At 71.0% G+C, this 14,238-nt stretch carries 14 protein-coding genes and 1 pseudogene; 9 read left to right on the top strand and 6 right to left on the bottom strand.

Going from position 1 to position 14,238, the window contains the following annotated elements; translation table 11 throughout:
* Positions 1-142: 142 nt before the first annotated feature.
* The 5 genes and pseudogenes from VFC33_07945 to VFC33_07925 all read right to left on the bottom strand — a co-directional run bounded on the left by VFC33_07945 (position 143) and on the right by VFC33_07925 (position 3,188).
* Positions 143-577 carry a MaoC family dehydratase gene (locus VFC33_07945; protein ID HZR13167.1) on the bottom strand — a complete coding sequence of 145 codons (435 nt, stop codon included), beginning with the start codon at positions 575-577 and terminating at the stop codon, positions 143-145.
* Complete coding sequence (locus tag VFC33_07940) at positions 574-1,116, bottom strand: MaoC family dehydratase N-terminal domain-containing protein (protein ID HZR13166.1); 543 nt, start codon at positions 1,114-1,116, stop codon at positions 574-576. The genes VFC33_07945 and VFC33_07940 overlap by 4 nt, the downstream gene beginning before the upstream one ends.
* Entirely contained in the window at positions 1,113-1,934 is an 822-nt protein-coding gene (locus tag VFC33_07935) for an SDR family oxidoreductase (protein ID HZR13165.1), read from the bottom strand. The genes VFC33_07940 and VFC33_07935 overlap by 4 nt, the downstream gene beginning before the upstream one ends.
* The gene (locus VFC33_07930; protein ID HZR13164.1) at positions 1,931-2,728 is read right to left on the bottom strand and encodes an enoyl-CoA hydratase-related protein; all 798 of its coding nucleotides are present in this window, start codon (positions 2,726-2,728) and stop codon (positions 1,931-1,933) included. Before VFC33_07930 ends, VFC33_07935 begins: the two co-directional genes overlap by 4 nt.
* 72 nt (positions 2,729-2,800) lie before the next feature.
* Positions 2,801-3,188: pseudogene (locus VFC33_07925) on the bottom strand (EAL domain-containing protein).
* Between the two features lie 394 nt (positions 3,189-3,582).
* Between VFC33_07925 and VFC33_07920 the strand changes: the two are divergent.
* The 6 genes from VFC33_07920 (at position 3,583) to VFC33_07895 (ending at position 9,362) form a co-directional block, all read left to right on the top strand.
* Positions 3,583-4,695 (top strand): hypothetical protein, encoded by a 1,113-nt coding sequence (locus VFC33_07920; protein ID HZR13163.1) that lies wholly within the window; start codon positions 3,583-3,585, stop codon positions 4,693-4,695.
* Between the two features lie 28 nt (positions 4,696-4,723).
* A complete protein-coding gene (locus tag VFC33_07915) occupies positions 4,724-5,347 on the top strand; it encodes a helix-turn-helix domain-containing protein (GenBank protein ID HZR13162.1) in 624 nt (207 codons plus the stop codon).
* An 84-nt stretch (positions 5,348-5,431) separates the two neighbouring features.
* Positions 5,432-6,205 carry a glucose 1-dehydrogenase gene (locus tag VFC33_07910; protein ID HZR13161.1) on the top strand — a complete coding sequence of 258 codons (774 nt, stop codon included), beginning with the start codon at positions 5,432-5,434 and terminating at the stop codon, positions 6,203-6,205.
* The gene (locus tag VFC33_07905) at positions 6,202-7,401 is read left to right on the top strand and encodes an amidohydrolase family protein (protein ID HZR13160.1); all 1,200 of its coding nucleotides are present in this window, start codon (positions 6,202-6,204) and stop codon (positions 7,399-7,401) included. The genes VFC33_07910 and VFC33_07905 overlap by 4 nt, the downstream gene beginning before the upstream one ends.
* On the top strand, positions 7,398-7,880 hold the full coding sequence (locus tag VFC33_07900) for a nuclear transport factor 2 family protein (protein HZR13159.1): 483 nt from the start codon (positions 7,398-7,400) through the stop codon (positions 7,878-7,880). Before VFC33_07905 ends, VFC33_07900 begins: the two co-directional genes overlap by 4 nt.
* A gap of 12 nt (positions 7,881-7,892) precedes the next feature.
* Positions 7,893-9,362, top strand: a complete 1,470-nt coding sequence (locus VFC33_07895; protein ID HZR13158.1) for a sulfatase-like hydrolase/transferase — start codon at positions 7,893-7,895, stop codon at positions 9,360-9,362.
* On the opposite strand, the gene VFC33_07890 is transcribed toward VFC33_07895, so the two are convergent.
* Positions 9,351-10,277 carry an RNA polymerase sigma-70 factor gene (locus VFC33_07890; protein ID HZR13157.1) on the bottom strand — a complete coding sequence of 309 codons (927 nt, stop codon included), beginning with the start codon at positions 10,275-10,277 and terminating at the stop codon, positions 9,351-9,353. The two genes, VFC33_07895 and VFC33_07890, sit on opposite strands and share 12 nt — an antisense overlap.
* 103 nt (positions 10,278-10,380) lie before the next feature.
* Between VFC33_07890 and VFC33_07885 the strand changes: the two genes are divergently transcribed.
* The 3 genes from VFC33_07885 to rhaD form a co-directional block, all read left to right on the top strand.
* Entirely contained in the window at positions 10,381-11,352 is a 972-nt protein-coding gene (locus tag VFC33_07885; protein HZR13156.1) for an NAD(P)-dependent oxidoreductase, read from the top strand.
* Positions 11,353-11,441: 89 nt separating this feature from the next.
* Positions 11,442-12,608, top strand: coding sequence for an L-rhamnose isomerase (rhaI, locus tag VFC33_07880; GenBank protein ID HZR13155.1), 1,167 nt, complete (start codon positions 11,442-11,444; stop codon positions 12,606-12,608).
* Positions 12,605-14,238, top strand: a 1,634-nt coding sequence (gene rhaD, locus VFC33_07875; GenBank protein HZR13154.1) for a bifunctional rhamnulose-1-phosphate aldolase/short-chain dehydrogenase, incomplete at its 3' end; no start/stop codon positions are given. The genes rhaI and rhaD, both read left to right, overlap by 4 nt.

Genomic DNA, 14,238 nt, shown 5'->3' with positions numbered 1-14,238 from the left:
TTCGAGCGACGCGTCCGGGACGAACACGTGTCTCGGGACCGTCCGGAACGCGCGCACCACTGCGGGTGATCGTGCCGCGCCCATCCGTTCGAGCGTCTCGACCATTCGGTCACGCAGGACCCGCGCCGGCACCGCGCCGCGATCAGTCGACCGGGAGCGAGAGCGTCGCCGACCCCGTGAGGTGGTCGCCGAGATCGGTGGCCGCGCGCAGGTCGATGTCCACGAGCCCGTCGTCACCCTCGCGGCGCGTCGCCGTCACCGTTCCGGTGAACGTCAGCGTCGATCCGGGGAACACCGGTACACCGAGCCGGATGGCGAGACGGCGCACCATCGCGTCGGGCCCCGCCCAGTCCGTCAAGAAGCGGCTGCAGTACGCGTTGCTCGACAGGATGTTCATGAAGATGTCCGGCGCGCCCTGCGCGTTCGCGTAGTCGCGGTCGTGGTGGACGGGCATGAAGTCGCGTGTCGCGAGCGCGCCCGCGACGATCACCGTCGCGGTCGCCTCGACCGCGAGGGGCGTGAGCTCGTCCCCGGGCTGCACGTCGCGCCAGCGAACCGTGGTGTCCGTGCGGGTCATCCCGCCTCACCCCCGGGCTTGAACTTGAGGATCCGGAACCGCTGCCGCCCGACGACCGCGCCGTCCTGGTCGCGGTAGGTGGTCACCCACGTGACGAAGTGACCTGGCCCGAGACGCGTGCTCTTCTCGTCGGAGATCGACTCGATCACGGTCGTCGCCGACACCGTCTCACCGACGTGGAGGTAGCGGTCGATCTCGAACTCGGAGTTCGACGCCAGCGTCCCGACGAAGCCCGCCTGGTCGAGGACCGCGAGCGCGCCACGCCCGCCGGACTCGACCGGCGAACCACCCCGTTCGCGGATGCCGGTGATGCGCGGCGTCGCCATCGTCCACGTCTGCAGCATCAGCGGCGGCGCGACGACGGCGCCGAAGCGCGACGCGCGCGCTCGCTCGGGATCCACGTACACGGGATTGGCGTCCTCGAACGCGGCAGCCCAGTGGCGGATCATCGGCTGGTTGACCGGATCGGGCGCGACCGACGGCGCACCCGACCCAACCGGCTTCCCGACGAACTGCTCGAGCTCCTCGCGCAACGTCATCGCAACATGCTCTCCACGGCGTGCGTGCTGCCGCCGTCGACCAGGAGGTCGACGCCGCTGACGAACGACGCGGCGTCGGATGTCAGGAACTCGACCGCCGACGCGATCTCGTCGGCCGTGCCGATCCTGCGCAGCGGCGTGTTCTCGATGATCGTGCGCATGAACGGTTGCGCGTCCAGCTCCTGGCGTCCCATCCCGGTGTCGATGATCCCGGGCGAGAGCGACACGACACGCGCGCCGCGCGCTCCCCACGCGGGTGCACACGCGACGACGAGGTCCACCACCTGGCGCTTGGCCCAGCCGTACGCGATGCCGGGATCGGCGATGACGTCGGGCGCGGCCGCGGTGAGCTTCGCGATCACGTCGGGCTGGAGCAGCGCGCCGGGGAGCGCACCGAGGCCGGCGTCGAACGGGGGGACGAGATAGGCGCTCTGTGACGCGATGCACACCGCCGCGGTCTGCGCCGTCGCGTGCACGAGGAAGGCGTCGAGCAGGTACGCCGTACCGAGGAGGTCGACGCGCACGATCGTGGCGGGGTCGTCCATCGTCGGCGAGACGCCCGCCGTGTGCGCGATCGCGCCGATCGGACCGATGCGGGCGGCCGTGTCGGCGAGGTCGCGCACCGCGCCGCGGTCGGCCACGTCGGTCGCGACGGTATGGACGTCGCACCCGCCGGCTCGGAGATCGCCGGCGAGCGCGTCGAGCGCGGCCTCGTTGCGATCGCTCACGACGAGTGGGCCGCGCGACGCGAGCCGGCGCGCGCAGGCGGAACCCATGCCGCCGGCCGCTCCGGTGACGACCGAGACCGTGCCGGTCATGAATCAGCCTTCCTGCGCGGTGCCGCGTAGCGCTCCATGTACGCACGCACCTCGTCGGTCTTCCCGGCCAGATCCTGGTTGCGGTTCTCGAGCGCGATCGCGGCGGCCATGCTGTTCGTGTCGAGGTTGTGCCACATGACCTCCTTGGTGTTGCGCAGACCGAAGGTCGTGTAGCCCGCGACCGTCGTCGCGATCGCGATCGCCTCGTCTGCCAGCGCGTCGTCCGCAACGACGCGCGACACGATCCCCATCCGCTCGGCCTCGTCGGCCTCCACCGTGCGGCCGGTCACGATCATGTCGAACGCCCGCGACGCGCCGATGAGACGCGGCAGCAGGTAGCTCACGCCCGCGTCGGTGCCCGTGAGCCCCGTCCGGATGAACGCGGAGCAGAAGCGCGCCGACTCGCTCGCGATGCGGAGGTCGCACGCGAGCGACAGCGTGAGCCCGCCGCCGAACGCCGGCCCGTTCACGGCCGCCAGCACGATCTGCGGTGTCGCGCGGATGTGCTGCATGAGGTTCGCGATGAAGCTCTGACCCGTCTGGCCGGCCGCGAAGTGGCGGTGACCGCCGGGGTCGGGGACCGCACCCCAGTCCTTGAGGTCCAGCCCGGCGCAGAACGCGCGGCCGGCGCCGGTGAGGATCGCGACCTTGCAGCCGTCGTCGGCCGCGACCGTGTCGAGCGCGTCGTGCAGCTCGCCGACGAGACCGAAGTCGATGGCGTTCAGCCGGTCCGGCCGGTTCAGCCGGATGGTCGTGACGTGTTCGGCGGCCGGTTCCAGCTCGACGGACGGCACGGCGCTCCCCTCGCTGTCGTCTCGCGTCGACGAAACGTTGTCACACGCGTGTCGCGGGATGTCGGGGGCGCGTCAGTTGCGGAACTGTGGGAGACGAGCGGTCTCTGGTCCCGCCGATGTCCCAGAGGTCGAGGCCGGCGTCGGGAGCTCACCGTCGAGAAGGTTGTGCAACAGCGTCGTGGCCGGCATCGGGCGCGCGAACCAGTAGCCCTGCGCCCGCCGGCAACCGAGCGCCCACAGCTCGTCGCGTTGCTCGGGCGACTCGACGCCTTCGGCGACGACGTCGAGACCGAGCGTGTGGCCGAGGTGGATCATGACGCGCGTCGGCACCCCGTGGAAGGTCGTCGACGAACGACTTGTCGATCTTCAAAACGTCCACGGGCAGGTTCCGCAGGTAGCTGAGCGACGAGTGCCCGACGCCGAAGTCGTCGACCGCGACGCGCACGCCGATGCGACGCATCCTTCGATCCGCGTGGAGCACGCGACGAGCAGCTCGTCGCCGGCCGGTTGCCCGAGTGGGTCGCTGGCCGCCAACACGAATGCGCCGTGGATGAGCGCCCAGAGCCCCGGGTTCGCCTGCGCGTCGCGGCGTTGTACACGAGGACGGGACGATGACGCCGACAGCAGTGCTCCGCGAGGTGAAGCCGATCGCGATGACGAAGGGAGCCAGTCCTGGTACAGCGCGATGGCGGCGATGACCACGAAGAAGTCGAAGTGCATCTCGATCAGGCCGCCCGAGAAGTGCACCAGGACCGCCGAGCACGCCACGAGCCCGAGGGAGCTACGTCGTCGAATCGGCCGGTTTGCGGCGATCTTGATATGAGCGCCGCACGACGCCGTGGTAACCAGACGCCATGCTCACGCCCTTCGACGACTACCCGATCCACCAGACGCCGGCGCCGATCGCGCAGCCGGTCTCGGGGGACCCGAACCACTACGACCGGTACTGGTTCAACGGCTTCGACCGCGACGGCGCGTTCTTCCTCGGCGGCGCGATGGGTCACTACCCGAACCGCGGCGTCGTCGACGCGGCGTTCGCCGTCGTGCACGACGGTGTGGAGCACTCCGTGTTCGCGTCGGGCCGCATGCCGGCCGACCGCGCGACGGAGATCGGGCCGTTGCGCATCGAGGTCGTCGAGCCGCTGCGCGCGCTGCGCTACGTCGTGCGCGACAACGAGCACGGCATCACGGCCGACGTCACGTTCCGGGCCCGGACCGAGGCGATCGAGGAGCCCCGCCAGCACATCGTCCGCAACAACGTCCCGATGATGGACTACACGCGCCTCACGCAGTGGGGGACGTGGGAGGGCTCGATCACCTTGCCGACCGGGGTGACGCTCGACCTCGACCCGTCACGCACCTACGCGACGCGCGACCGCTCGTGGGGTGTGCGCGGCGTCGGCCAGCAGGTGGCGACGAACTTCGAGCCCGGCGAGATGCAGGTCTTCTGGCTGTGGGCGCCGCTGCACTTCGACGACTGCTGCACGCACCTCGCGCTGTTCGAGCGGGGCGACGGCGAGCGGTGGTTGGAGCAGGCGCTCGTCGTCCCGCTGCTGCCCGACACGTCCCAGCCCGAGCACCTGGCTCGCAGCGACGTGACGGTGCAGTGGATGCCGGGTCGACGCGAGATGGCCACCGCGACGATCACGCTCAACCGGAAGGACGGCACGGCGCTGCCGCCGATCACGTTCGACAAGCTGTTCACATTCCGCATGCGCGGCATCGGCTACATGCACCCGCGGTTCTCGCACGGCTCGAACCACGGCGCGCTCGAGGTCGCGGGTGAGTCGATCGCCCTCGACGACTTCGCCCCGCTCGACCCGTCGTCGATCCACGTCCAGACGCTGTGCAAGGTGCGGATGGGGGACAAGGAGGGCGTCGGCGTGCTCGAGCAGCTCGCGTTCGGCCCGCACGAACCGAGCGGGCTCACCGGCCTCGTCGACGGGTACGCGCCAGACGGGCAGTAACGATGTTACGGGCGGCTACCGTTCGACGGTGCCTCGCGAGCAGCGCCCGACCTCCACGTCCGGGAAGGCCCACGCGACCCGCGCCGCGCTGATCGACGCCGCCGCCGACGCGTTCGTCGAGACTGGCTACGGCGCGATGTCCGTGCGTGACCTCGCACGCCGGTTGCACATGACGACGGGCGCGATCTACGGCCACTTCCGGGGCAAGGCCAACCTGCTCGGTGAGGCCGTGCGCATGCGGATCGAGCGCGATCTCGAGGGCGAGGACGGTCCGAAGTACCCCGAGACGCACCTCGCCGAGTATCTCGCGCACAACTTCCGCGACTACCGGCGCCGTCGAGCGCTGCGCGCGCTCCTCGTGGAGGGCGCCGCGGCGGCACGCATCGACGAGGACGTGCGCGCGCTCCTGCACGGCGTCGTGGCCGAGAGGCAGGCCGGGTGGCTGAAGCAATACCGCGACCTGTGGGTCGCCGACGGGTTGGACCCCGAGGTCGATCCGGCCGCGGTGCTCGCGCTCGTCTTCGCCGCGGAGCTGGGCATCGGCGTGCTCGAGGCGCTCGACGTGCGTCTGCCGAAGCCCGCGGTGCTCGCCGACACGGTGCAGCGTCTGATCGGCTCACTACGGCCGAATGGGCGGCGCCGGCGCTCCTGAAGCACGGGGCCCGCTGGCGCGGTCGCGATCACGGCACTACTCTCATAACGCTGTTACATCAGATTCCGTGGTGACGGGAGTCGCATGCCTGCGCCAAGCGTCTTCGACCTGACCCGCAAGGTCGCGATCGTCACCGGGTCGACGAAGGGCATCGGGCGTGCGATGGCGGCCGGTCTCGCGGCTGCCGGCGCGTCGGTCGTGGTCTCCAGCCGCAAGCAGGACCTGTGCGAGGTCGTCGCGAAGGAGATCGCGAGCGAGACGGGCGCCGCGACGCTCGGGCTCGCGTGTCACGTCGGCGAGTGGGACGCGATCCCGCCGTTCGTCGACGCGGTGCGCGATCACTTCGGACGCATCGACGTGCTCGTGAACAACGCGGGGATCAACCCCGCGCGGATCGGGATCGCGGACATGCCGCTGGACTACTGGCGCAAGCTCTTCTCGGTGAACCTCGAGGGTCCGCTGCGGATGAGCCAGTGCGTCGCGCCGATCATGCGTGACCAGGGCGGCGGGAGCATCGTCAACATCGCGACGATGGCCGCCTACTCCGGTGGTGCCTCGATCTGCGCGTACGGCGCGTCGAAGGCCGCGCTCGTCAACCTGACGAAGAGCATGGCCCAGGAGTGGGCGGGCTGGAACGTACGCGTGAACGTGCTGTCACCGGGGCCGTTCGCGAGCGAGATGATGGAGGGCGGGGAGCGCACCGCGCCCGGGTTCAAGGACATGGTCGCGAGCGGCACCCTGATGAAGCGCATCGCCGACCCGAGCGAGATCGTCGGCCCGGTCGTCTACCTCGCGAGCGACGCGTCGTCCTTCGTCACCGGCGACGACATCTCCGTCTCGGGAGGGATGCAGAAGTGAACGGACGCTTCGTGATCGACGTCGACAGCCACTTCGAGCCGACCGCCGACTGGCTCGACGAGTTCCCCGCGCTGAAGGCCAGGCTGCCGCAGCGGTTCCCGACCGACGACCCGCGCTTCGTGATGCGGTCGCCCGAGATGTTCGCCTACTTCGTCAGCGACGACCTGCTGCGTGGTGTGCCGCGCGAGAAGCGCATGCCGATCGACCGCCTCGTGACGGACGGGATGCGCGCGATCTACGCGGACGACCGCGGTCCCGAGGTCGGTTACCCGGGGTCCGATCAGCACCAGTACATGGTCGACACCGCTGCGCGCGTCCGCTGGCTGGACGCGCAGGGGATCGACGTGCAGAACGTGATCAGCGGTGTCGGGTACACGCTCGTGCGCGCGATCAGCGATCCGGTGCTCGGGATGGAGGCGCTCGAAGCGGTCAACACGTGGCTCAGCGACCGGGCGGCGGAGACGAACGGACGCCTGATGACCGCGGTGAACGTCAGGTTCGAGGATCTCCACTGGGCGGTCCGCGAGCTGACCCGCATGCGCGCGCGCGGAAGCCGGGTGTTCCTGATGCCGTCGGAGCCGACCGGTGACACGCCACCGAACCATCCCGACTACGACCGGCTGTGGTCGGCGGTCACCGACCTCGGGATGGTGCCGCTCGTGCACGTGGGGCTCAGTCCCGCGCGCTATCACCCGGCGTGGGCCAACACCGACGACCCGGCGCTCATCCGCGTGATCTCCGTGTTGCAGCCGTACCAGCAGGCGCTCGTGTTCCTGAACGCGATGGTCCTGGGCGGCGTGTTCGAGCGCCACCCGAAGCTGACCGTCGTCTTCGCCGAGCACGGGATCGACTGGATCACCCCGGCGACGTTCCGCATGGACGCGCTCGCGACACCGGGGCTGAGCCCGTTGCTGCTGGGCGAGTACCGGCTGCCGCTCACCCCGGCCGAGTACGTGCGCCGCAACGTGCGGGTCACGCCGCTGCCGGTCGCGCACGAGTCGCCCGTCGGCACGCTCGAGGTGCTGCCCGAGATCCCGGTCTTCTCGTCCGACTACCCGCACTTCGAGGGCAGTGGCGACCCGATGGGTCACTACGCGACGGCGCTCGCGTCGGTCCCCGAGGAGCAGCGGGAATCGTTCCTCGGCGCCAACATCGCCGCGTGCTTCTCCCGCATGGGCGACCCGCTCGCCGCGTGACGGAGCGGCGCGACATGGTCGATCTCGGCGCGGTGCAGCAGCTCGTGGCGAGCTGGTGGTTCGACTACGACCAGGGCAACTTCGACGCGTTCCCGCGCTACTTCACCGCGGACGCGCACTTCACGTGCCGGAGCGACTCCGGGCAGACCGCGTTCGAGGAGTTCGTCACGGCCGACGTACGCGGTCGCGACGACGTCGTCGCGTGGCAGGTCGAGCACCGCCGCAACAGCCCGTACCCGCTGCGCCACAACGGGACCAACGTGCACCTGAGCGCGTCTCGCGCGGGCGAGGCGGACTTCCGCTCGTACCTCGTCGTCACGCAGATCGTCGACGGCGCGGTGAGCAACCTCTCCACCGGCGTCTGCCTCGGTACGGCGCGCGAGGAGGACGGCGTGCTGCGGCTGGCCGAGCTGCGCGTCATCCTCGACTTCACGAGCTCGGAGGTCTTCGACGCGGCGACGCGCCGTCCGGTCGCGTGACAGCCTGACGGTGTGACCCGCTCCAGCCGACCCAACCTCTTGCTGTTCATGACGGACCAGCAACGCGCGGACTCGATCGGCGCGTTCGGCAGTCCCGTCGCGCGTACCCCGAACCTCGACGCGCTCGCCGCCCGCGGCATGCGCTTCACGCAGGCGTTCTCCCCGCACAGCGCGTGCGCGCAGAGCCGCATCGCGATGATGACGGGCTGGTATCCGCACGTCGCGGGTCACCGCACCCTCGACAACTTGCTCAAGCCGTGGGAGCCGAACGTCCTCGCAACGTTGCGCGCCGCGGGCTATCACGTCGCGTGGCCCGGCGTGCGGGGCGACACGTTCGCGCCTGGTGTGACCGCGTCGTCGACGGACTTCTTCGGCTACCTCGTGCAGCCCTCGCTCGACGCGTGGGCGGCCGCGCACCGTCCGGTGTTCGGACCTGACCATCCGATGCGCCATGCGCACTACACGGGTCGTCTCGATCCCGCGGGCCCGTCACCGGACGAAGCTGCCGTGCAGACCGCGATCGCGCTGCTCGAGCGGGGCCTCCCCGAGCCGTTCCTGCTCTTCGTGACGCTCTTCGCGCCGCATCCGCCCTTCGCCGTCGAGGAGCCGTGGTTCTCGCTGCACGACCGCGCCGACATGCCCGCACCCGGGCCGCGCGGGGCCGGCAAGCCGCGCTTCATGGACGCGCTGCGCGACGCGAGCGGTCTCGACCGCCTCACGCACGCGGACTGGGCCGAGATCGCCGCCACCTACTCCGGCATGGTGTCGCGGCTCGACGACCAGCTCGGCCGGCTGCTCGTCGCGCTCGACCGCGCGGGTGTCGCGGGACGGACGGTCACGTTCACCTACACCGACCACGGCGAATACCTCGGCGACTTCGGCCTCGTCGAGAAGTGGCCGTCGGGGCTCGACGACTGCCTCGTCCGCAACCCGCTCGTCGTCGCCGGACCGGGCGTGCGCGAGGGCATGGCGCACGACGGTCTCGTCGAGATGATCGATCTCGTCCCGACGCTGTCCGAGCTCGCCGACACGGACGTTGGCCACGCGCAGTTCGGGCGCAGCCTCGTGCCCGTGCTCGCGGGACGCGTCGACGGCGCGCGTCGTGATGCCGCGTTCAGCGAGGGCGGCTTCCGGGTCGACGAGGAGACGCAGAACGAGCTGCGCGCGGAGTACCCGTACGACGTGAAGACGACGCTGTTGCACGACCGGCCCGAGCTCGTGGCGCGGGCGATCGCGATCCGTACCGACGCGTGGACGTACGTCTACCGCTCAGGTGAGGACGAGGAGCTCTACGACCGGCGCGCCGATCCGGGCGAGACGCTGAACGTCGCGCGGGTTCCCGCGAACATCGCCGTCACCTGCGACCTGCGCGACCGCGTGCTGCGCTGGCTCGTCGACACGAGCGACGTGATCCCCGTCGCGCGTGACCCGCGCATGGACCCCGCGTTGCTCGACCAGCTCCTCGGCCGGTCACCCACGTAGCGATCTCAGCAGCGCGTTCATGTCTCCGACAGGGCCGAGGTGTCCGAGCTTGTCGGGGTTGACGACCGCGAGGACGGACTGGACGGCGCCGTCCGCGATGTGCAGGGACAGCACGCCGACGACGCGGCCGTCGGGGTCGCGTGCCACCGCGCCGGGCTCGCCGTTGACCGTCGCCGCGTGGAGCTGGATCCCGACCTCCTGCGCCTGGCGCGCGATGTTGCGGAGGAACCCCGCGACGCGACGGGCGCCGTACACCGGGCGCGGAGCGGCCGGAGCCTTGCCACCGCCGTCGCCGTACATCACCACGTCGTCCGCGAGCAGCCGCTCGAGCCCTTCGACGTCGCCCGCGGTGACGGCCGCGAAGAAGCGGTCCGCGAGCTCGTCGCGCCGCTTGCGGTCGGCCTCGAAGCGCGGCTTGGCCTCGGCGATGTGACGGCGCGCCCGCACGGCGAGCTGGCGCGTGTTGTCCTCGCTCTTGCCCGTCAGCTCTGCGACCTCGCCGTACGAGTAGTCGAACACGTCGTGGAGGAGGAACACGGCGCGCTCCACGGGCGAGAGCCGCTCGAGCAGCACGAGGAAGGCCATCGAGAGCGAGTCCGCCGCCTCCGCGTAGTCGGCCACGTCGGGCGCCTGCTCCGTCAGGAGCGGCTCGGGGAGCCACGTGCCGGTGTAGCTCTCGCGTCGCACGCGCGCCGAGCGCAGGTGGTCGATGCCGAGCCTGGTGGTGATCTGCGCGAGGTACGCCTTCGGGTTGTCGATCCGCTGCTGCTCGGCCACGCGGTGGAACCGCAGGAAGGCGTCCTGCACGACGTCCTCCGCGTCGCTCGCGCTCCCGAGCATCCGGTAGGCGATCGAGAACATCAGCGGCCGGTACTGCTCGTACTGCTCGTCGTACTGCTCGTCCACGTCGTCCATCACCCGTACGACGGTATTGCCGCGTGCGCTGTGACACGCGGCCGCGTCACGCACGCGGTCGCCGTCTCGTCTCAGGGGCCGGACACCGACGAGAGGAGGCGCGATGAGGATCTTCCTTGCGGGCGGATCGGGCGCGATCGGCAAGCGGCTGGTGCCGCTGCTCGTCGCCCACGGTCACGACGTCGTGGCCACGACGACGACGGACACGAAGCTGCCGGCGCTGCGCGCCGCGGGTGCGGAGCCCGTCCTGCTCGACGTGTTGGACCGCGACGCCGTGATGGATGCGGTCGTGCGTGCCGCGCCCGACGCCGTCGTGCACGAGGCCACCGCGCTGGCGGACATGGGCCAGAGCTTCCGCAAGATGGACGAGATGTTCGCGGGGACCAACCGGCTCCGCACGGAGGGCACGGACCACCTGCTCGAAGCGGCGCGGGCGGCGGGCGCCGAGCGGTTCGTCGCGCAGAGCTACGCCGGGTGGCCGTACCAGCGGACCGGGCCGATGGTGAAGAGCGAGGACGACCCGCTCGACCCGGATCCCCTGCCTGCCGCGAGGCGCGTCATCGAGGCGATCAAGCACCTCGAGTCCACGGTCACCGGCGCGGACGGGATCGAGGGCATCGTGCTGCGCTACGGCGGGTTCTACGGGCCGGGCACGTCGATGGCCGAGGGCGGCGTGCACCTGGACGCGGTCCGCAAGCGGCGCTTCCCGATCGTGGGCGACGGCACCGGCGTGTGGTCGTTCGTGCACATCGACGACGCGGCCGCGGCGACGCTCGCCGCGATCGAGCACGGCCGCCGCGGCATCTACAACATCGTGGACGACGACCCGGCCCCGGTCCGCGAGTGGCTGCCCGTGCTCGCCCGGGACGCGGGCGCGAAGCCGCCCCGGCACGTCCCCGTCTGGTTGGGGCGTCTGCTCGCCGGCGACGTCGCCGTCGCGATGATGACGTCGGTCAGGGGCGCGTCGAACGCCAAGGCGAGGCGGGAGCTCGGCTGGCAGCCGAGGTACCCGAGCTGGCGGCAGGGGTTCGCGACGCTGACCGACGACAGCGAGCACCGGGCGCGCAGCTCGTAGCCGGGGCCAGGTTTCGATCTCTCCCCGCGACTTGTACGATCTCACACGTTCGAACATCGCTCGGGGTCGCCACGGTCGAGGGGAGACCGATGAAGACGTTCGCCGACATCGCCGCCGATCTCGAGTACCAGGCGATCGAGGTGCCGTCGTGGGCGTTCGGCAACTCGGGGACGCGCTTCAAGGTCTTCGCGCAACCGGGCGTCCCGCGCGACCCCTACGAGAAGGTGGCCGACGCCGCACAGGTCCACCGGATGACGGGGCTCGCACCGTCCGTCGCGCTGCACATCCCGTGGGACCGGGTCGACGACTTCGACAAGCTCCGACGCCACGCGGAGGACCTCGGCGTCCGGCTCGGCACCGTCAACACGAACACCTTCCAGGACGACGACTACAAGCTCGGCAGCCTCACCCACGTCGACGAACGCGTGCGTGCGAAGGCGATCGCGCACATGGTCGAGTGCGTCGACATCATGGACGTCACCGGCGGTCGCGACCTGAAGATCTGGCTGCCCGACGGCGCGAACTATCCCGGCCAGGCCGACCTGCGCGACCGACAGGCGCGTCTCGCCGACTCGCTCCGCCAGGTCTACGCACGGCTCGGTCCGCACCAGCGGCTCGTGCTCGAGTACAAGCTCTTCGAGCCCGCGTTCTACGCGACCGACGTTCCCGACTGGGGCACCGCGTACGTGCACTGCGTCGCACTCGGCGACCGCGCGGTCGTCTGCCTCGACACCGGTCACCACGCACCGGGCACGAACATCGAGTTCGTCGTGATGCAGCTGCTGCGGCTCGGTCGCCTCGGCTCGTTCGACTTCAACTCGCGCTTCTACGCCGACGACGACCTGATCGTCGGGGCCGCCGATCCGTTCCAGCTGTTCCGCATCCTGTTCGAGGTCGTCCGCGGCGGGGGGTACGGGCCCGACAGCGAGGTCGCGTTCATGCTCGACCAGTGCCACAACATCGAGGCAAAGATCCCGGGCCAGATCCGCTCGGTGCTGAACGTGCAGGAGATGACCGCTCGCGCGCTGCTCGTCGACCGTGACGGGCTCGCGGACGCCGAACGCGCTGGCGACGTGCTCGCCGGCAACGCCATCCTGATGGACGCCTTCTCCACCGACGTCCGCGCCGACCTCGCGGAGTGGCGCGCCGACCGGGGGCTCCCGGCGGATCCGATGCGCGCGCACGCGGACAGCGGCTACGGCGAGCGGATCGTCTCCGAGCGCATCGGCGGCACCCAGGCCGGGTGGGGTGCGTGACGAACCACACGGTCGGCGAGCTCCTGGCGCGGTCGAACCGGCTCGGGTCCGACCCGCGCAACACCAACTACGCGGGCGGCAACACGTCGGCGAAGGGCAGGGCGCGCGATCCCGTCACGGGCGACGACGTCGAGCTGATGTGGGTGAAGGGCTCGGGTGGTGACCTCGGCACGCTGACCGAGTCCGGGCTCGCCGTGCTGCGCGTCGACCGGCTGCGCGCGCTCGTCGACGTGTACCCCGGTGAGGGCCGCGAGGACGAGATGGTCGCCGCGCTCGACCACTGCCTCTTCGGCACCGCCGGCGCGGCACCGTCGATCGACACCGCGATGCACGGTCTCGTCGACGCGTGTCACGTGGACCACCTCCACCCCGACGCGGGGATCGCGATCGCGACCGCGGCCGACGGCGAACGGCTCACGAAGCTGATCTACGGCGACCGTGTGGTGTGGGTGCCGTGGCGTCGCCCCGGGTTCCAGCTCGGGCTCGACGTCGCCGCGATCCGCGCCGCCCACCCCGAGGCGGTCGGTGTGGTCCTCGGCGGGCACGGCATCACCGCGTGGGGCGACACGAGCGACGAGGCCGAGGCGCGCTCGCTGTGGATGATCCGCGAGGCGCAGGCGTACCTCGACCGCAACGGTGACGAGCAGCCCTTCGGGGCGGTCGTCGCCGAGCGCGCGCCCCTGCCGGAGAGCGAGCGGCGTACGAAGGCCGCTGCGCTCGCGCCGTACATCCGCGCGATCGCGTCGCGGGACCATCGCATGGTCGGGCACTTCTCCGATGACGAGGTCGTGCTCGACCTGCTGGCGAGCGAGAAGCTGTTCGCGCTCGCCGAGCTCGGCACGTCGTGTCCCGATCACTTCCTGCGCACCAAGGTGAAGCCGCTCGTGGTCGACGTGCCGGCGAGCGCCACCGTCGACGACTGCGTGACGCGGCTGCGTGAGCAGCACGAGCGCTACCGCGCCGAGTACCGCGCCTACTACGAACGGCACGCGCGGGCCGACTCACCGCCGATGCGCGGCGCGGATCCCGCGATCGTGCTCGTTCCCGGTGTGGGCATGTTCTCGTACGGCCGAGATGCACAGACCGCCCGCGTGGCCGGCGAGTTCTACGTCAACGCCATCAACGTGATGCGCGGCGCCTCGGCGATCTCGACCTACGCGCCGATCGAAGAGGCCGAGAAGTTCCGCATCGAGTACTGGGCCCTCGAAGAGGCGAAGCTCGCCCGGATGCCGAAGCCGAAGCCCCTGGCCACCCGGATCGCGCTGGTCACCGGCGGCGGCTCCGGCATCGGCCGGGCCATCGCGCACCGGCTCGCGGCCGAGGGCGCCTGCGTCGTCGTCGCCGACCGCGACGGGGAGGCCGCCGCCCGGGTCGCCGCCGAGCTGGGCTCCACCGACGTCGCCATCCCCGTCACCGTCGATGTCACCGACCCGGCGGGCATCGCCGCCGCGGTCGACGCCACGGCGCTCGCGTTCGGCGGGGTCGACCTCGTCGTCAACAACGCCGGGCTGTCCATCTCCAAGCCGCTGCTCGACACGACCGAGGCCGACTGGGACCTCCAGCACGGCGTGATGGCGCGGGGCTCGTTCCTGGTCGCGCGCGAGGCGGCCCGCGCGATGATCGCCCAGGG

The sequence above is a fragment of the Acidimicrobiia bacterium genome (assembly GCA_035651955.1).
Lineage (GTDB): Bacteria > Actinomycetota > Acidimicrobiia > IMCC26256 > JAMXLJ01 > JAMXLJ01.
Note: the sequence above shows the minus strand (reverse complement) of the source record. Positions and strands in the feature narration are given on the sequence as shown.